The following is a 17,161-nucleotide window of genomic DNA, read 5'->3' on the forward strand; positions in this document are numbered from 1 at the left end:
AAGATCCTACATCCATTGGGACTGTTTGTGTTATAGATTGTGCGGGAAAGACCTAGGACGGTAATGTTCTGAATTTGGAAAGAAGGTGTGACGATGACAGCAGAACGTTTGCTCCTCCGCCGGGCGAAAGTCCTGAATGGAGCGGAAGTGGACATTGTCATAGCTGATGGCAACGTAGTCCAGATTGTTCCCCGAGGCACCGCCGAAGACCATGGTTTCAAGGTCGTGGAAGCCAATGGGGCGTATGTCTCTAGCGGCTGGATCGACTTGCATGTACATGCGTTTGCAGAATTGAATCCGTATGGAGACGAGATCGATGAAATCGGAATCAAATGTGGCGTGACTACGCTCGTGGACGCAGGTAGCTGCGGAGCGGAGCGTATTGGTGAGCTGGCAGAGGCGGGGAAAAAGTCGGCAACGCAACTGCTTGCTTTTCTTAACATTTCAAAGATTGGCCTGATGCGAATTGACGAGTTGTCCCAACTAGAGTGGATTGATCATGAAAAGGTGCTTCAGGCGGTAGTTGCTTATCCTGAATTTATCGTAGGCTTGAAGGCCAGAATCAGCAAAAGCGTAGTGGGTGACAATGGCATTCAACCGCTTCAACATGCACTGGAGCTTTCGGAAAAGACCGGGCTGCCGCTGATGGTACATATAGGCTCCGCACCGCCGGATATCCGTGAGGTTTTACCGCTACTTCAACGCAACGACGTGATAACCCATTATCTAAATGGTAAAAGCAACAATTTGTTCGATAAGGAGAATCGACCGCTCCAAGTGCTGAGAGATGCTATTGAGCGTGGAGTTCACTTGGATGTGGGACATGGTACGGCTAGCTTCTCGTTCGCTGTGGCCGAGGCGGCCAAACAAAACGGTATTGATCCGGATACGATCAGCACAGACATATACAGAGGCAACCGTATCAATGGTCCCGTCTACTCCATGGCGAATCTGTTGAACAAATTCCTTGCACTGGGATATTCCCTTGAAGATACAATTGCACGGGTGACAAGCAGAGCAGCCCAGTGGCTGGGACGCCCGGAACTTGGGGAGATTCGGATCAATAACAAGGCGAATCTGACCCTTTTTCGTGTGACGGATAAGAAGATTGAACTGGTAGATTCTGAGGGGGAACGCCGGGTAGCACAGCAAACCATTCAAGCAATAGGAGTGATCATAGGTGACAAATACATGGAATGCGAAATACGGCCTGAAAAGAGTTATTAATGCAAGCGGCCGGATGAGCATCCTCGGGGTATCGGCACCGACCGATACGGTGATGGAAGCTATGCGTCAAGGCGGACAGAGTTATGTGGAAATCGCCGATTTGGTGGATAAAGCGGGGGATTATGTTGCACGTCATACAGGTTCTGAAGCAGCGGTGATCGTGAACTCGGCTTCCAGTGGAATTGCTTTATCCGTGGCGGCGCTGGTAACCCGCGGTAATATTCGTACAAGTCTACGGCTCCATCAGGATAGCATTTTTAGAAATGAAATTGTGATGTTAAAAGGTCATAACGTACAATACGGTGCACCAGTGGAAACCATGGTTTATCTCGGCGGCGGTAAAGTGGTGGAAGCAGGTTATGCCAATGAAGGACGGGCGGAGCATTTGGCTGCTGCGATCTCGGATCAGACTGCGGCTATCTTGTATGTCAAATCTCATCATGCCGTTCAGAAGAATATGATCTCTGTAGAGGAAGCTTGGGCTGTGGCTCAAACTCATAACGTCCCGCTTATTGTAGATGCTGCAGCGGAAGAGGATCTGCAGAAATACGTGCAAATATCCGATCTGGTCATTTATAGTGGCTCCAAAGCCATAGAAGGTCCAACATCCGGACTTGTGGCGGGAAAACGTCTTTATATTGAATGGCTAAAAGTGCAGCTTCACGGCATTGGACGCAGCATGAAGGTTGGTAAGGAAACATCCTTCGGCCTGATGCAAGCGTTGGATGAATATGCTCACAAACAGGATACAAGCGAAAAGGAAAAAGCTACGCTCCAATTGCTGATGCCGCTCGATGGGCTTCCCGGAATTCGGGTAACTATCGTGCAGGATGAAGCAGGCCGGGCGATTTACCGTGGACGCATCCATGTGGACCCGAATCAGTGCGCAATAACAGCACTTGAGCTGTCCCAGCAGCTTCAACAAGGTGAAGTGGCTATTTACACTAGAGACTATGGGGTAAGGCAAGGTTATTTTGATATTGACCCGCGTCCGCTAATGGGTGATGACATAGAAATGATTACAGCGAGGATAAGGGAATTGACAGGAGGGGCAAGCAATGTCTGAAATTAACAAGCGGTTCTATAAAGGTCGGGTGGCCTTAAACGTATTGGCTAAGGATATAGAAAATGCCAAAGAGGTGTTTGCTGCTGCCGAAGGTTATGTACTGGTCGGTGTATTGTCCAAAGACTATGCAACGGTAGAAGAAGCCGTGCAGGCGATGGAGGCATATGGGCGGGAAATTGACGGTGCGGTATCAATAGGACTAGGTGCGGGTGATAATCGGCAAGCTGCTGTTGTTGCAGAGATTGTCAAATCCTATGCTGGCAGCCACATTAATCAGGTATTCCCAGCAGTTGGTGCGACCCGTGCTAACCTTGGAGCGAAAGATAGTTGGATTAACAGCATGATCGCACCAACGGGACAACCTGGTTTTGTGAATATCTCCACCGGCCCGGCCAGTGCGGCACAATCTGTACCCGCTGTAATTCCCGTAAATGCGGCGATTGCATTGGTTCGGGATATGGGCGGAAATGCTTTAAAGTATTTTCCGATGCAGGGGCTGAGCCGTAAAGCGGAGCTAATCGCTGTGGCCAAAGCCTGTGCGGAAGAGGGTTTTGCGCTGGAGCCGACCGGCGGTATCGATCTGGACAACTTTGAAGAGATCTTGTCTATTATATTGGAAGCGGGAGTGCCGCAGGTGATTCCCCATGTCTATACATCGATCATCGATCCGCAGAGCGGAAGAACGAGAGTGGCGGACATACAACAGCTGTATCGGACGATGAAAAAGCTGGCAGATCAATATGCCTAAACATATCGCCGCTTTTGGTGAAATAATGATGCGGCTACAGGTACCGGGCTTTGAACTGTTATCTCAGGGTAACCTGCTGAAGTATTCGTTCTCCGGCACCGGAGTCAATGTACTGTCCGCATTGTCCCGATACGGACATCGGGGGACTTTGGTGTCCAGACTGCCTGCGAATCCTATTGGTGACGCAGCAACAGCCTATCTTCGGCGACTGGGCATCCAGCCGGAGCATATCCAACGCGGGGGCTCAAGTATAGGGATGTACTTTCTTGAAAACGGATTCGGGGCTCGCCCCTCCCGAGTGACTTATTCCGGTCGCCCGGAGAGCAGCTTCAATACTGCTCCTCCGGGTACTTATCCATTCGCAGAGCTGGCAGACCTCGCGGATGCTGTTCATTTCTGCGGGATAACACTGGCAATGAACGATGATGTGCGAAAAGCGATGAAAACTTATGCAAAAACGGTTAAGCAACACGGTGGTCTAGTCGTTTTTGACTGCAATTACCGCCCATCGCTCTGGGGGGAGAGAGGCTATGAGCTGGCGCGCTCCCATTACGAAGACATGCTGCATTTGGCCGACATCGTGCTGATGAATGAAAAAGACGCAATGCTAATCCTTGGTATGAAGCCCGAAGGAACTTCAAGAGAAGAACAACTTCAGGAGCTGATTCCCACAGTAGCTTCACGCTACAGTCTAAGTACGGTAGCAGGAACGCATCGGTCCATCCATGATGATAACCGCCATTCATTGCGCGGTTATATCTTCAAATCCGGTCGCTTCGCATATTCCGAGACCTTAAGCTTTCCGGTGCTTGATAGAGTCGGGGCTGGAGATGCATATGCCAGTGGTATAATTCATGGTGAGCTGGAAGGTTTTGATCCTCAGCATTCTGTAGCCTTTGCGGCCACGGCCGGTATGCTAGCCCACACAGTAGAAGGAGATTCTCCGCTGGCCTCCGAGCAAGAAGTTGTTGGTGTACTGACGGGTGCTGTAAGAGATATATTGAGATAAAGAAGAAGCTGCCTTACAGGAGAACAGGCCTGTGCGGTGGCTTTTTTTATCGCTATAAACACTGTACTTTTGTTCAGGCCAAGAATCAGATCCAATGGTTACAGGCTAGATTTGGCTTAATTAGATCTTTTTAAATAGGTGCAAAATCTCATTTTTTGCAACTTTATCCTCTATCCGGCGTCAAAGAAGAGAGAATAAGAAGGGAGAGCCTATATGAAAAAGTTAAATCTACTAGCCCTTTTAGCAGTTATTTCAATAATCTTTGTTGGATGTACCAATACAGGGAATAAAGATAAAGGGAATCAAACGCTAATCGATCTGAGTTCTGTGGACTCCATTACAATCCATAATGATAGCGGCGGATTAATAACCATAACGGACCAAAAGCTAATAGAACGTTTCAATAAAGCTATACATACTGCTGAGTATGACAACGCGAAGCTTGATATTGCAGCACCTGATTATGAGGCTATTGTTGAATTGAAGAATAAAGAAAATGAAAAGTTCTCATTCTGGATTATGGGCAGTAATAATGGTCTTTTCACCAAATCAGGAGTAAATGGGCATTACAAGTTATCTGAAACGGATAAGGCTGCTTTGCTTACCTTATTTCAATCAAATGATCAGCATGTAGAATCCGATAATCTAAAGATAGATGAGACCATCAAGCGAATCACATTAGCAAACGCTCTAGCACATGGTTCAGTGAATGCTAACATAAAGGATGAATATACAGATCATGAAACCATAGATATTTTCGTCCGAGCCATCCGTACCGCTGAACAAATACCAGGAAATTTAAATACCGCAACGCCTAACTACGATATCGTTCTAATTTCAGATAATAATAAATATGCCTTTCATTTATGGATTAACGAGACAAGCGAGCAAGGCATGTTAATGAATGTGAACAAAACGGATACAGGCTACACACTTACTAACGAATCAACTGCCAAGTTAAAAAAGATTCTGTTCTCGGAAGCAAAATTTAATGGTTTGGAGTTTAATACAGAACGGAACTCTATTGGAGATCTGGTGGCCAAACCGATTGGCCTATCCGAAAATAACTATCTATTAAACGGTGGAGAAGTAGTTGAACTGCAAGGAATCGCTTATCATACCATTCATCTTTTCTATGGCGACCATAATGCTGTCAACGCTTTGTTAGCCCATGATCCTGCTTCGGATGAGGTAAAGGTGAAATGGAGCGACGAGCTCAACGATTCCAATAATCGATGGAATAATGCTTTTATGAGCAACTATAATATGCTAATCCCGCTGGATGAGGATCATCTATTATTTCTGGAATCGGATGTGACGAAAAAAGCTGGGCAATATCATTTGTCCTCATATAATGTTCTTACAGGAAAGATTGAACGACTTCGGGAAAACTTCTGGCCGCTTTCTGATGATTATGATTACATTTATAAATTTCAATGGAAAGCTGATGAGCAAAAATTGTTTATGCAGAGTTATCTCGGCAATGTATGGATCTTTGATCTGAAAACAGGAAAGGACGATGTCCATCTTCTGAAATATCGCGTAATCCCACATTCGACGACCGGGGCGCCATCCCTGTTCCTCTCACCAACTTTTAAAAGATTTGTACATGATGATGAGAGCGGCGAATTAACCTTTTACGATAATAAAGGAGTTTCTCTTCGTACTGTTCCGTTACCACTAGAGCAATATGTGCCTTCTGAGAAAATAAAGTGGAACCCCGCGGGTACGATTGCCTGGATGGATTCAGCAGAGATCAACGAAAACCGAATTCTTGACATCGATATCGATTATCTGAAAATAGCTGCACAAAAAATTAATTTTTATAATCAGGATGGTCATTCCATCGGCTCCATTAAGACTGAAGGCAACCATGAAGATACAGCTATTGAAGTTGTGGGGTGGATGGACGCTAATGTAGCCGTGATAAAATCCTATACTGTAGAACTTATACACAAGGATAATGTAGGGCTTAATGTTAAGGATGTTTCTTATTATCTCTATGATGTAAAAAAGAAGCAGAAGGGGGCAAGCTTTTCGTCCATCCCTTCCCGTGCTACCGTTACTACAGATCTTCGAATGGGCGATGCCGATAATACGGGAAAAATCACTGTGAGTTTTAAAGAAATTACTTATAAAAAAGAAAAATAAAGAAGCCTCGGGAGTTCACCGTAACGATCACACAAGATCATTGGGTAAGCTTTCCGAGGCTTCTTTTTATATTTAAAAGACAAATATTTAAGAATTCTCGAATTCTATATTTGTCCCGCTGTAGAACGGACGGAGGAAAGCAGGTCTAGCCGGAAGCCTTGTACTAGAGTGTCACCGTTCATAAGATCGGTCTCATACGCACGATTAAAGCCTAAGCGCTGGTACAGTTTGATGGCTGAAGACATCATTTCCGAGGTGTGCAGGTTCAAGGTGGTGGCACCCAACTGTAGTGTTCTCCGTGCAGCATCGCGAATCAGAAGGGTTGCAACGCCAAGACCACGAGCGGATGGAGATACGGCTAGCAGACGTAGGATAGGGGAGTGAATCCCTAGCTCCGGTTTCCCGTAAGCCGTTTCCGAGGAGCTGAACAAGAGTGCGCTACCAACGATTTTCTTGTCGATTTCAGCGATGATCCGTACGAGCGGAGTATCACCATGAACGGAATCAAGAAGCGATTTTCGATACTCCAGCCACAACGGCTCAGGCATGATCTCCGAATATTGATGGTATGCATCTAACAGCACTTCGGCGATAGCATTACAATCTTTATTCTCAGCTTCACGGATAATGATCTTTTGTGACATGTTTTCGCTATCCCCTTTCAGACAAATGTAATGTTCATTCGAATGAAATTATTATATATGATAATTCCCAGTGGAATAAGAGGGGTTTTATAATTCTGATATAGGAATAGAAAAGTTCTATATGAAATAAACATAACGTTTGATTCAAAATCCGATTGATTTACACGGAATTAATTGTTGACAAAAAATAGGGCGATGACTAAGATATAAACAAAATCTATAGGAAAGCATCACTATAATTCATTGTTTTTTCATCGGAATAGTAAAATTAATAAAAGCATAGGGGGATTAGGGATGAACATTGAAAATATTGAGGCCTTTGTCTACATCAATCATTATGGAAGCTTCAATAAAGCGGCCGAAGTCCTATATATCTCACAGCCGACAGTAACGGCCCGGATCCAATCGCTAGAAAGGGAACTGGATTGCAAAGTGTTTGATCGGTTGGGGAAGCAGATTAACCTGACGGATAAAGGTAAACAGTTTCTACCCTATGCCCAGCAGATTCTCCAGATTTATCAGAACGGAAAATATCAGGTTCAGGCTAAGGGGCACATTCCAAATGAACTGAGAATCGGCAGTACGGTCTCGGTTTCCAATTATTTAATGCCCCATCTGATGCTTCATTTAAAGCGCAGATATCCTCATATCACAATCAAGCTGATGACAGCTTCTACGGAAGTATTGACTGAAAAGTTAAAATCGAAGGAGCTTGATTTGGCTTTTATTCGTAAGGTCGTAAATCCGGCAATTCAAACCTTTCCTTTCTGCGAGGACCCCATCTCACTGTATGTACATGAGGGACACCGCTTTGCTAAAGCACAGCGGGCTTCACTGGAGGATATCCGCCAGGAAACGTTGGTTTTTTTTGAATGCGGATCTTTGGATTGGATGCGGCTGCATCGTGTATTTGAGAGTATGGAACAACCACCGAAGATTGAATATCAGGTAGATAACCTGGAGACAGCCAAAAAGCTGGTATTGAAAAAAGCAGGCATCTGTTTCCTTCCCGCCCTCAGTGTGCAGGAGGAAGTGGCGGTTGGGTCACTGATCCGGGTGGATATTGCGGAGACGGAAGGTATCTCCTTGCGAACCAGCCTGATTTCGCTAAATGGAGAGAACGCAGAATTCATCGAAACCCTGCTTGAACTCGGGATTGGAAAAGTGGGAGATCGACTAATTGTATAGATGTATTAAAAAACTCTATTAGCGCATGGACACATGCAGTGATAAAGTTAATTGCATATAATCACGACTATTTCGATAGGGATTATAAAGTTAATTTTCGAAAGGCTGGAGGGCATATGATGAGTGAGGTATACAGGCTGGCAGAACTGAAGGATGCGGAGCAATTGCTAGATGTTACATATCGTGCCTATCAGCTGATTCGTGAACTCGGGCTGCATTGGCCGGCGGCCACAGCCGACTTGGCGCTTATTGAAGACAATATAGCTACGAATGAGTGTTATGTGCTTGAAGTTGACGGAACGATAGTTGCGACCATAACCCTTTCAAAGGAAGAAGAGATTAAGAAGATTAGCCCATTGCCTTTTATCAAATGGTTTGCTGCCCATCCAGATTATAGTAACAGAGGTTATGGTGGAAAACTTTTGGATTGGGTGGAAGAGAACATTATTGCTGGTCAGTTAGGTTCGGCTGCAGTCACGCTGGCAACGGCGAAGAAACATCCGTGGTTGGTTCAAATGTATGAACGCCGGGGGTACGAACGTTTTTTAGAACTGGATCAGCAGAACGGTGACGGCATTATGTATCTGATGAAAAAAACACTTACAGACAAACCACAGTTCATTTAAAGGGGATAAAACAATGAAAAAGTCCATTTCACTAGTATTTGCATCGGTATTGACACTGGCGATTGCTGGCTGCGGAAACAACAGTAACAGCGCTAGCAGCAATCAGAATGGAAATGCAGCAGAAGCTGCGGCACCGGCAAAGGATTCGGCAAAGGTAACTAAGATCATTGTGGGCACGGGTACTGCTTTTCCGAAAGTCTGCTTCATAGATGAGAATGGTAAACTCACCGGATTTGATGTGGAACTGCTCAAAGAAATCGATAAGCAGCTGCCAGAATATGAATTCGAATTTCAAACCATGGATTTCAGCAATCTGCTGCTGAGCCTGGAAACCAAAAAAATCGATTTGGTCGCCCATGTCATGGAGAAAAATCCGGAACGGGAGCTGAAATACTCTTTTAACAAAGAAGCCTATGCCCACTGGAGAAACCGCATTGTAGTGGCAAAGGATAATAATTCAATCCAATCGCTTGATGATCTCAAAGGGAAAAAGGTGCTTGTAGGTGCAACGAGTGCACAAGCACAAATACTCGAGAACTACAATAAAGAGAATGACAATACGATTGATATCGTGTATCAGAATGGTGCAGCGAATGATACCGTCGCACAGATTAGTACTGGGCGTGTGGACGCTACGCTGGCTGCAGATTTTGTCCTGCCGATCATTGATCCGCAGAGTCAGCTAAAAGCTACGGGCGACGAGCTATCCTCCGCGGACATTCTCTATGTTTTCCGTAAGGATGATGCCGATTCACAAAAGCTGTCAGATGCGATTGACAGTGCGATTAAAGAGCTGAAGACAGACGGCACACTAGGCAAGCTTAGTACGGAATGGTTGGGTGCGGATGTTACAGCGGATTCGGTGAAATGATTGAGCCGGTGAGCACGGGAAGGGGGGGGGATATATGGGCGCACAGTTTGATATCAGCTTTGTATTTTCGTTTTTGCCTAAGTTACTAGGGACTTTAAGCACCACGCTTCTGATTGTCGCCTGTTCTCTACTGACAGGAATTCTTGTCGGCTTTCTCGTAGCTCTGCCAAGACTTTATAAAGTGCCTGTGTTAAAAACCATCTCCGAAATCTATATTTCTTTTTTTCGGGGAACTCCGATTCTTATCCAGCTCTTCTTGTTTTATTATGGTCTGCCCGAAATTATGAAGCTGGTTCATGTCGATATGACCCGGACTCCGGTGCTTGTTTTTGTGATTCTAACTTACGGGCTGCATACGGGGGCATACATGTCCGAAATGATCCGGGCTTCTGTAATGGCGGTGGATAAGGGGCAGGTAGAGGCTGCTTATGCTACAGGGATGACGGGGTTTCAAGCCTTTACGCGAATCGTGCTGCCGCAGGCGCTCGGAATCGCAGTTCCGGTATTCTCCAATCTGGTGATTGCTCTACTGAAAGATACGTCATTGGCCTTTACTCTTGGGGTGATGGAAATGTCAGGTAAAGCACAGACGCTAGGCAGCTTAACTCAGCACTTTATTGAAACGTATATCGCGCTTGCGCTAATCTATCTGGTCATTAGCTTTACAATCGAGAAACTGCTGCTTATAGCAGAACGCCGGCTGCTGCGGCATGAGAAACGGAATACACCGGAGAAACAAACGTTCAAAATCAACAAAAGCTGGTCCTACCGCCGCATCATTGCTGAACTTGGACCGGGTAAAGGAGGTAGCGGATTATGAAGCTGGACCCATCTTTTATCTGGACTGCTCTGGTGCAAATTTTAAGTGCAATTCCTGTGACCTTATCTATTACTGCTGTCTCAGTACTCATTGGATTTGTGATTGGTGTGGCTGTAGCGTTGATCCGGATATACAGAATTCCGCTGCTGTATCCGCTGGCTGTCGGTTATGTTACGTTCATCCGCGGGACACCCATGCTGACGCATCTTTTGCTTATCTATTTTGGACTTCCCGTGTTAATCGATGGTCTGGCAGTGCAGTTCGGCTGGAGCTTCAGGTCGGTAGCCATTCCGATGATCGGTTTTGCCTATATTTCGTTCTCGATTACAGCGGGAGCCTATATGTCCGAGGTTGTCCGTTCCGGTCTGCTTGCTGTGGATCGCGGTCAGCTGGAAGCGGCCCATTCTATCGGAATGACCACGCCCCAGGCACTGCGGCGGATTGTTTTTCCTCAGGCGCTGGCGGCGAGTCTGCCTAATCTGTCAAATTCGGTAATTGGTATGCTGCATGGATCTACCCTTGCTTTTACCGTTTCGGTGGTGGATATCAATGCTAAGGCGCAAATTGTAGCTTCAACGAACTGGAAGTTTTTTGAGGCTTATCTGGCGGCAGCACTGATTTTCTGGGGACTTACGTTCCTAATCGAACGCGTGACGTCGCTGATTGAAAAAAGAATTAATCTGTACAATCGAGGTGGAGTAGCATGATCAAGCTTGCGCAAATTTCGAAGTCATTTGGTCGGAATCAGGTGCTCAATAATATAGATTTAACGGTGACGAAGGGTGAAGTTGTCGTCATTCTCGGTCCCAGCGGCTCAGGAAAAACGACACTTTTACGCTGTGTAAATTATCTGGAGAAGCCAAGCAGCGGAGAGATCGCCATCGGCGATTTCAAAGTGAACTGCAAACATCCCCGCAAAAAGGAGATTCATCTGCTCCGGCAAAAAACGGCAATGGTGTTCCAGCAGTACAATTTATTCCGCCATAAAACCGCGCTGGAAAACGTGATGGAGGGACTGCTGATTGTCAAAAAGCTTCCGAAGGACGAAGCGAAAAATCGGAGTATTGCCCTGCTTGAAAAGGTTGGTCTTGGCAGCAAGCTGGACGCCTATCCAAGTCAGCTGTCCGGAGGCCAGCAGCAGCGGGTTGGCATTGCCCGTGCCTTGGCGCTCGAGCCGGAGGTTATATTGTTCGACGAACCCACATCGGCGTTGGACCCAGAGTTAGTGGGTGAGGTGCTGGCCGTCATCCGTAAAATTGCCAAGGAAGGCATCACAATGATTGTGGTGACTCATGAAATGGGCTTTGCTCGCGATGTGGCGAATCATGTGGTTTTTATGGACGGAGGCGTCATTGTTGAAGAAGGAACTCCGGCAGAGCTGTTTAACCATCCGCGCGAAGAAAGAACGAAGCAGTTCCTGAAGCGGATCACACCTGAATTTAACTATTCCATATAGGAGGAAAAATAATGGCTATTACAATCAGCGTACTTGATCAAAGTCCGATCTATCCGGGAGAAACGCCGGAGGAAGCATTCCAGCATACGATCAAGCTGGCACAATTGTCCGAAGAGCTTGGATTCCACCGGTTCTGGGTTTCGGAGCATCATGACTCCGAGCAGGTAGCCGGCTCTTCCCCGGAAGTACTTATCTCACATCTTCTGGCTAAAACAGAGCGAATCCGCATTGGCTCCGGTGGCATCATGCTCCAGCATTACAGCCCATATAAGGTAGCGGAGAACTTCAATGTGCTGTCCACACTGGCTCCTGGACGAGTGGATCTCGGTGTGGGACGTGCTCCCGGTGGACTCCCACGTAGCACACAGGCACTACAGCAGGGAAAAGCTGAAACCCCAGACCTGACGGATAAAATCATCGAGCTGGAAAAATATGTACATAACCGCCTCGAAGAAAACCATCCGCTGGCAGGGTTGAAGGCAGGTCCCCTTCCTGGTATTCCTCCTGAGTTGTATGTCCTTGGCGCGAGTGTAAGCAGCGCGGAAATTGCCGCTGAACTGGGGTTACCGTACGTATTCTCCCTGTTTATTAACAGCGATAAGGCGGTAGCGCTGGATGCCATTCGTGCTTACCGCAGCGGTTTCGCTTCTTCACAGGGCAGACAACCGCAAGCGATTATCGCTTTAGCGTTAGTGGTGGCTGAGACTGAGGAGGGAGCGAAAGAACTGGCAGGTGCGCATAAGCTGATCCGGATTCAACTGGCGAGCGGGAAGAAGCTGACAGTAGGGACCTTGGAACAGGCGGAGGAATTTGCCCGCCAGAGCAATGAAGCCTACACGATTGAAGAGCTGGAACCGGAGATTACCAAGGGAACAAAATCATCTGTCCGTGAACAGTTGTTGGAACTTTCAGAGGCGTCCGGTGTCGAGGAGTTCATCATAACGACGAATGTACAGCCCTTTGACAAACGGCTCCGATCCTTTGAGCTACTGAGCGAAGCAATCGCTGAAGTGGCTGCAGAGGCATAAAGCGGGCGGGCTCGGTATCACACAGGAAATCGTGTAAAGGAGGGTGACTGTATATGACAAGTAAAGCTAAAGAGTTGAGTGCGGAAGCGCTTGAAGAAGAATTAATCGGGATACGCCGTCATCTGCACCGGCACCCGGAACTGTCCAATGAAGAATATGGCACAACAGAATATATTATTTCCTTGCTGGAGCGGGCAGGAGTCAGGATCGTAGAATACGGTCTGTCTACCGGCGTGATCGCAGAGATTGGCGGCAAAAAGCCCGGTTCGGTCATCGGACTGCGCGCAGATATTGATGCCTTGCCAATCCAGGAGGAAAGCGGAGTATCCTTCGCTTCATTATATCCCGGCAAAATGCATGCCTGCGGGCATGATTTCCATACGGCTGCCTTGATTGGTGCCGCCTATCAATTGAAACAGCGAGAGCAGCAATTACAGGGAACGGTGCGCCTGTTATTCCAACCAGCGGAGGAGAAGGCGCAGGGTGCACAGCGAATCATTGCTAGCGGGGCACTAGAAGACGTCCGGGCAGTGATCGGGCTGCATAACAAGCCAGACCTGCCAGTCGGAACCATCGGTATTAAGGGTGGTCCTTTAATGGCAGCAGCTGACGGGTTTGTGATTGAAGTGCAGGGTGGTAGTTCTCATGCTGCCGTTCCGGAAGCTGGCATAGACCCGATTGTAGCGGCTTCGCATATTGTGACGGCATTCCAGTCCATTGTAAGTCGCAATGTCAGTCCGCTGCAGAGTGCGGTGGTCAGTGTGACGCAGATTCACAGCGGCAATTCATGGAACATTATCCCCGAAAAAGCGGTGCTTGAAGGGACGATCCGCACCTTTGATGAAACGGTGCGCAGCAAAGTGCTGGAGCGGTTTCAAGAAGTGGCGGTCGGTGTAGCAGCGGCTCTTGGAGCAGAAGCTACCGTTCGCTGGATAGAAGGGCCACCTCCGGTTATCAACGATCCCTCCCTAGCAGCGCTTGGAGTTGAATCGGTCGAAGCTCTTGGCTACCGAGCGATTCAGCCAGAGCTTTCTCTGGCTGGAGAGGATTTCGCCTTCTATCAGCGCGTGGTACCCGGACTGTTCGTTTTTGTAGGTACTGAAGGAAGCCAGGAATGGCATCATCCGGCCTTCAATCTGGATGAACGTGCACTCCCTGTGGCAGCACGTTTCCTTGCGGATGTAGCTGTACGATCCCTAGTGCAGTACAGTCCCGAAGGAGGTGCAGAATTATAGCTGAACATAACAGTTACGATGTAATTATCGTCGGCGCAGGCTCGATGGGCATGAGTGCCGGTTACTATCTTGCGAAGCGCGGAGTGAAGACGCTGCTAATTGATGCCTTTGATCCTCCACATACACAGGGAAGCCATCACGGGGAAACGCGGCTGATCCGGCATGCTTACAGTGGTGATCCCGCCTACATTAATTTGGCTCTGCGGGCAGATCATTTATGGCAAGAAGCCGAGCAGTTGAGCGGAATAGAACTGCTTGTCCGCTCGGGCGTTTTGAATCTCGCAGATAGTGCAGTGTATTCCTTCAGCGGTCGTCTCGCGGAAGCAAAGAAACGGAAGGTGCAGGTCCAGCATCTGGATGCCGGAGAGATCCGGCGGCGCTGGCCGGGATTGAACATTCCGGAAACATTCGCAGCAATGTATGAACCAGATGCCGGGTATTTGTACAGCGAGCGCTGTATCTCCGCCTACCGCCAGCTTGCCCTTGGACAGGGTGCGGAACTGTTGACGAACACTTCGGTAGTAAACATCACCGCCCGCGAAAGCAGTGTAACAGTTCATACAACAAACGGCGATTATCACGGAGCGTCAGCTATCCTTAGTGCCGGAGCCTGGTTTGGTGCGTTAGCGCCTTTTGTGCATTTGCCAATCAAGGCGATCCGCAAAGTTGTGGGCTGGTTTGAGAGCTCACCTGCTTTTGCAGCCGGTAACTTCCCTGGCTTCACGCTAGGAGCTGAGGAAGGTGGCTATTATGGCTTTCCCAGCATTGCTGGAGCCGGTCTGAAGATCGGCCGGCACGATACGGGGCTGGAATGGAAACCAGGCACACTACTTGCTCCCTTTGGCAGTGAAACCAGCGATGAGCAAGACCTCCGAAGAGTACTGGAGACTTACATGCCGGGTGCAGCTGGCCGATTACTTAAAGGATCTGTATGCAAATATGAGCATACACCTGATGAAGATTTCATTATTGACCGCCATCCGCTCCACTCCAATGTGCTGGTAGCCGGAGGGTTCTCAGGGCATGGTTTTAAATTTTCTAGTGTTGTAGGTGAAATACTTGCTGATTTGGCGACAAGTGGAGCTACCAACCACAACATTCAACCTTTTGCGTTATCACGTTTTACACCTGATCATTCGCAAGCAGGCCTAATTTTGGAGGGGATTTAATGAGCAAAGTTCAAATTAGCAATTTTTTAAGTACGCACAACCAACTGGTGCATGCAACCGCAGGGTTATCAGAGGAACAGCTGAAATGGAAGGCAGCACCAACGAGTTGGAGTATTACTGAGGTGTTAGCCCATCTAGCTGATCACAGCATTGTGGTTTCGTTCCGTATCCGTGATATTCTCGCTGCTACAACTGCGCAGCTGCCAGTCTTCAATCAGGACACTTGGGTCAGCGGCCAGTACGCCAATAGTGGTAGTGCTTCCGATAGTCTGGAGTTGTTCCGCAGCCTGCTTTATTATAACAGTCTATTGTTTGAACGACTCAGCGCAGAGGATTGGGAGAAAAGCGGGGTTAACTTCAAGGGGGAAAACGTTAAAATTTCCGATATCGTCCATAGCTTCACCGCACATGTAGAGAGACATCTTGGCCAGATTGAGCGAATCAAGCAGGGCGCAGCCAATGCATCGTTCGTGCAATGAATACTTTCATAGTTAGTTTTGCATGAAGTAAAACCTGGGAATCGTATGCTCACAAAACTTTTAGGAGGAATGAACATGACCAAACCAAAACAACTGAAGCTAGGCGCACTGCTGCATGGAGTAGGAGGCAGTACGTCGATGTGGCGCCATCCTGATGCTAAGCCGGATGCAAGTGTAAACTTTGAATTATACAAAGCGTGGGTACAGAAGGCAGAAGAAGGCAAGCTGGATCTGATCTTCATCGCAGACGGTTTGTACATTAATGAAAAGTCCATTCCGCATTTCCTTAACCGGTTTGAACCGCTGACCATTCTTAGCGCACTCGCCGCCGTCAGCACCAACATCGGTCTGGTTGGTACCCTTTCCACCTCCTACAGTGAACCGTTTACCGTCGCGCGTCAATTCGGCTCACTGGATGTAATCAGCGGTGGCCGGGCCGGCTGGAATGTGGTGACTTCACCGCTGGAAGGCTCTGCCTCGAATTACAGCAAAACAGAGCATCCTGACCATGGCAAGCGTTACCGTATTGCTACCGAATATTTGCAGGTGACACGCGGATTATGGGATTCCTGGGAGGATGATGCGTTTGTTCGAGATAAAGAAACAGGTGTATTCTTTGATCCGCAAAAAATGCATACCCTGGACCATCAAGGAGAGTTCTTCTCCGTGAAAGGACCGCTCAATATTGCTCGTTCGAAGCAGGGGCAGCCAGTCGTGTTTCAGGCAGGTTCCTCAGAAGTTGGTAAAAATTACGCCTCAAAGGAAGCGGATGCTATCTTCACTGGCCACGAAACGCTAGAAGATGCCCAGGCATTCTATAGCGATGTTAAGACACGGGTAGCTTCATTTGGCCGGGATCCGAATGAGGTGCTGATCTTTCCTGGTATTGCACCAATCATTGGCGACACATCAGAGGAAGCAGAGCGTAAATATCAGGAGGTTGCTGGTCTCGTGACGATTGAGAATGCACTGAACTATTTGGGCAGATTCTTCGAGCATCATGATTTCTCGCAATATCCGCTGGATGAACCGTTCCCTGAGCTTGGCGAGTTGGGGCGTAATAGTTTTCAGAGCGGCACGGATAAAATCAAAAAGGACGCGATGGAGAGAGGCTTAACACTAAGACAGGTCGCCTTACAATCCGCTACCCCGCGCAGCAGCTTTATTGGCACACCTGAGCAAGTGGCTGATCAGATTCAAACCTGGTTTGAGGGTGGAGGAGCAGACGGATTTATGATCGCAGCTGCTGTTCCTAATGGACTGGAGGAATTCGTCGATCGGGTAGTGCCGATTCTGCAAGAGCGGGGCCTGTTCCGCACTGAATACAAAAGTAGCACCCTGCGTGGAAATCTCGGTATTCCATTGCCAGAGAACCGCTATTCCAAGGCTTCACAACCGGTAGGGCAAAAAGCCGTACATTAACAATAATAATTTGAATCGAATA

At 47.7% G+C, this 17,161-nt stretch carries 17 protein-coding genes; 16 read left to right on the forward strand and 1 reads right to left on the reverse strand.

The genetic code is table 11. The features are described from left to right. Window positions 1-93 precede the first annotated feature (93 nt). The 5 genes from MHH89_RS06425 to MHH89_RS06445 all read left to right on the forward strand — a co-directional run bounded on the left by MHH89_RS06425 (window position 94) and on the right by MHH89_RS06445 (window position 6,201). Window positions 94-1,227, forward strand: coding sequence for an amidohydrolase/deacetylase family metallohydrolase (locus MHH89_RS06425; protein ID WP_076317046.1), 1,134 nt, complete (start codon window positions 94-96; stop codon window positions 1,225-1,227). A 13-nt stretch (window positions 1,228-1,240) separates the two neighbouring features. Continuing rightward, the gene (locus tag MHH89_RS06430; protein WP_282579774.1) at window positions 1,241-2,293 is read left to right on the forward strand and encodes a DgaE family pyridoxal phosphate-dependent ammonia lyase; all 1,053 of its coding nucleotides are present in this window, start codon (window positions 1,241-1,243) and stop codon (window positions 2,291-2,293) included. Further along, a complete protein-coding gene (dagF, locus tag MHH89_RS06435; RefSeq protein ID WP_076184626.1) occupies window positions 2,286-3,041 on the forward strand; it encodes a 2-dehydro-3-deoxy-phosphogluconate aldolase in 756 nt (251 codons plus the stop codon). The genes MHH89_RS06430 and dagF overlap by 8 nt, the downstream gene beginning before the upstream one ends. Further along, window positions 3,034-4,050 (forward strand): sugar kinase, encoded by a 1,017-nt coding sequence (locus MHH89_RS06440; RefSeq protein WP_341086629.1) that lies wholly within the window; start codon window positions 3,034-3,036, stop codon window positions 4,048-4,050. Before dagF ends, MHH89_RS06440 begins: the two co-directional genes overlap by 8 nt. A 213-nt stretch (window positions 4,051-4,263) precedes the next feature. Further along, entirely contained in the window at window positions 4,264-6,201 is a 1,938-nt protein-coding gene (locus MHH89_RS06445; RefSeq protein ID WP_341086630.1) for a hypothetical protein, read from the forward strand. A 104-nt stretch (window positions 6,202-6,305) separates the two neighbouring features. On the opposite strand, the gene MHH89_RS06450 is transcribed toward MHH89_RS06445, so the two are convergent. Continuing rightward, a complete protein-coding gene (locus MHH89_RS06450) occupies window positions 6,306-6,845 on the reverse strand; it encodes a GNAT family N-acetyltransferase (protein WP_341086632.1) in 540 nt (179 codons plus the stop codon). 294 nt (window positions 6,846-7,139) lie between these two features. On the opposite strand from MHH89_RS06450, the gene MHH89_RS06455 reads away from it, so the two are divergent. From MHH89_RS06455 to MHH89_RS06505, 11 genes are all read left to right on the forward strand, one after another. Further along, entirely contained in the window at window positions 7,140-8,033 is an 894-nt protein-coding gene (locus MHH89_RS06455) for a LysR family transcriptional regulator (protein WP_076278492.1), read from the forward strand. A 119-nt stretch (window positions 8,034-8,152) separates the two neighbouring features. Beyond that, the gene (locus MHH89_RS06460; RefSeq protein WP_076133225.1) at window positions 8,153-8,659 is read left to right on the forward strand and encodes a GNAT family N-acetyltransferase; all 507 of its coding nucleotides are present in this window, start codon (window positions 8,153-8,155) and stop codon (window positions 8,657-8,659) included. A gap of 13 nt (window positions 8,660-8,672) precedes the next feature. Then, window positions 8,673-9,530, forward strand: coding sequence for a transporter substrate-binding domain-containing protein (locus MHH89_RS06465; RefSeq protein ID WP_339186998.1), 858 nt, complete (start codon window positions 8,673-8,675; stop codon window positions 9,528-9,530). 34 nt (window positions 9,531-9,564) lie between these two features. Then, on the forward strand, window positions 9,565-10,350 hold the full coding sequence (locus tag MHH89_RS06470) for an amino acid ABC transporter permease (RefSeq protein ID WP_076280611.1): 786 nt from the start codon (window positions 9,565-9,567) through the stop codon (window positions 10,348-10,350). Continuing rightward, window positions 10,347-11,057, forward strand: a complete 711-nt coding sequence (locus MHH89_RS06475) for an amino acid ABC transporter permease (RefSeq protein WP_076125553.1) — start codon at window positions 10,347-10,349, stop codon at window positions 11,055-11,057. Before MHH89_RS06470 ends, MHH89_RS06475 begins: the two co-directional genes overlap by 4 nt. Continuing rightward, window positions 11,054-11,806: an amino acid ABC transporter ATP-binding protein gene (locus MHH89_RS06480; RefSeq protein ID WP_076125552.1), complete on the forward strand. Its 753-nt coding sequence runs from the start codon at window positions 11,054-11,056 to the stop codon at window positions 11,804-11,806. Before MHH89_RS06475 ends, MHH89_RS06480 begins: the two co-directional genes overlap by 4 nt. Window positions 11,807-11,817: 11 nt before the next feature. After that, window positions 11,818-12,834 carry an LLM class flavin-dependent oxidoreductase gene (locus MHH89_RS06485; protein WP_076125550.1) on the forward strand — a complete coding sequence of 339 codons (1,017 nt, stop codon included), beginning with the start codon at window positions 11,818-11,820 and terminating at the stop codon, window positions 12,832-12,834. Window positions 12,835-12,887: 53 nt separating this feature from the next. After that, window positions 12,888-14,069, forward strand: a complete 1,182-nt coding sequence (locus MHH89_RS06490) for an amidohydrolase (protein WP_076190342.1) — start codon at window positions 12,888-12,890, stop codon at window positions 14,067-14,069. Next, window positions 14,066-15,238 (forward strand): N-methyl-L-tryptophan oxidase, encoded by a 1,173-nt coding sequence (gene solA, locus MHH89_RS06495; RefSeq protein WP_076190341.1) that lies wholly within the window; start codon window positions 14,066-14,068, stop codon window positions 15,236-15,238. Before MHH89_RS06490 ends, solA begins: the two co-directional genes overlap by 4 nt. After that, the gene (locus MHH89_RS06500; RefSeq protein WP_076190340.1) at window positions 15,238-15,717 is read left to right on the forward strand and encodes a DinB family protein; all 480 of its coding nucleotides are present in this window, start codon (window positions 15,238-15,240) and stop codon (window positions 15,715-15,717) included. The genes solA and MHH89_RS06500 overlap by 1 nt, the downstream gene beginning before the upstream one ends. Window positions 15,718-15,792: 75 nt before the next feature. Beyond that, window positions 15,793-17,139, forward strand: a complete 1,347-nt coding sequence (locus MHH89_RS06505) for an LLM class flavin-dependent oxidoreductase (protein WP_341086634.1) — start codon at window positions 15,793-15,795, stop codon at window positions 17,137-17,139. The last annotated feature ends 22 nt before the right edge of the window (window positions 17,140-17,161 follow it).

This window comes from Paenibacillus sp. FSL H7-0323 (assembly GCF_038002725.1).
Taxonomy (GTDB): domain Bacteria; phylum Bacillota; class Bacilli; order Paenibacillales; family Paenibacillaceae; genus Paenibacillus_AQ; species Paenibacillus_AQ odorifer.

Bases quoted from the DNA above. Each gene is read 5' to 3' on its own strand.
- MHH89_RS06500 (WP_076190340.1), top strand. From the start codon at position 15,238: ATGAGCAAAGTTCAAATTAGCAATTTTTTAAGTACGCACAACCAACTG.
- MHH89_RS06485 (WP_076125550.1), top strand. From the start codon at position 11,818: ATGGCTATTACAATCAGCGTACTTGATCAAAGTCCGATCTATCCGGGA.
- MHH89_RS06430 (WP_282579774.1), top strand. From the start codon at position 1,241: ATGAGCATCCTCGGGGTATCGGCACCGACCGATACGGTGATGGAAGCT.
- MHH89_RS06470 (WP_076280611.1), top strand. From the start codon at position 9,565: ATGGGCGCACAGTTTGATATCAGCTTTGTATTTTCGTTTTTGCCTAAG.
- MHH89_RS06490 (WP_076190342.1), top strand. From the start codon at position 12,888: ATGACAAGTAAAGCTAAAGAGTTGAGTGCGGAAGCGCTTGAAGAAGAA.
- MHH89_RS06465 (WP_339186998.1), top strand. From the start codon at position 8,673: ATGAAAAAGTCCATTTCACTAGTATTTGCATCGGTATTGACACTGGCG.
- MHH89_RS06455 (WP_076278492.1), top strand. From the start codon at position 7,140: ATGAACATTGAAAATATTGAGGCCTTTGTCTACATCAATCATTATGGA.
- MHH89_RS06450 (WP_341086632.1), bottom strand. From the start codon at position 6,845: ATGTCACAAAAGATCATTATCCGTGAAGCTGAGAATAAAGATTGTAAT.
- MHH89_RS06425 (WP_076317046.1), top strand. From the start codon at position 94: ATGACAGCAGAACGTTTGCTCCTCCGCCGGGCGAAAGTCCTGAATGGA.
- MHH89_RS06475 (WP_076125553.1), top strand. From the start codon at position 10,347: ATGAAGCTGGACCCATCTTTTATCTGGACTGCTCTGGTGCAAATTTTA.
- MHH89_RS06480 (WP_076125552.1), top strand. From the start codon at position 11,054: ATGATCAAGCTTGCGCAAATTTCGAAGTCATTTGGTCGGAATCAGGTG.
- MHH89_RS06505 (WP_341086634.1), top strand. From the start codon at position 15,793: ATGACCAAACCAAAACAACTGAAGCTAGGCGCACTGCTGCATGGAGTA.
- MHH89_RS06440 (WP_341086629.1), top strand. From the start codon at position 3,034: ATGCCTAAACATATCGCCGCTTTTGGTGAAATAATGATGCGGCTACAG.
- MHH89_RS06445 (WP_341086630.1), top strand. From the start codon at position 4,264: ATGAAAAAGTTAAATCTACTAGCCCTTTTAGCAGTTATTTCAATAATC.
- MHH89_RS06460 (WP_076133225.1), top strand. From the start codon at position 8,153: ATGAGTGAGGTATACAGGCTGGCAGAACTGAAGGATGCGGAGCAATTG.
- dagF (WP_076184626.1), top strand. From the start codon at position 2,286: ATGTCTGAAATTAACAAGCGGTTCTATAAAGGTCGGGTGGCCTTAAAC.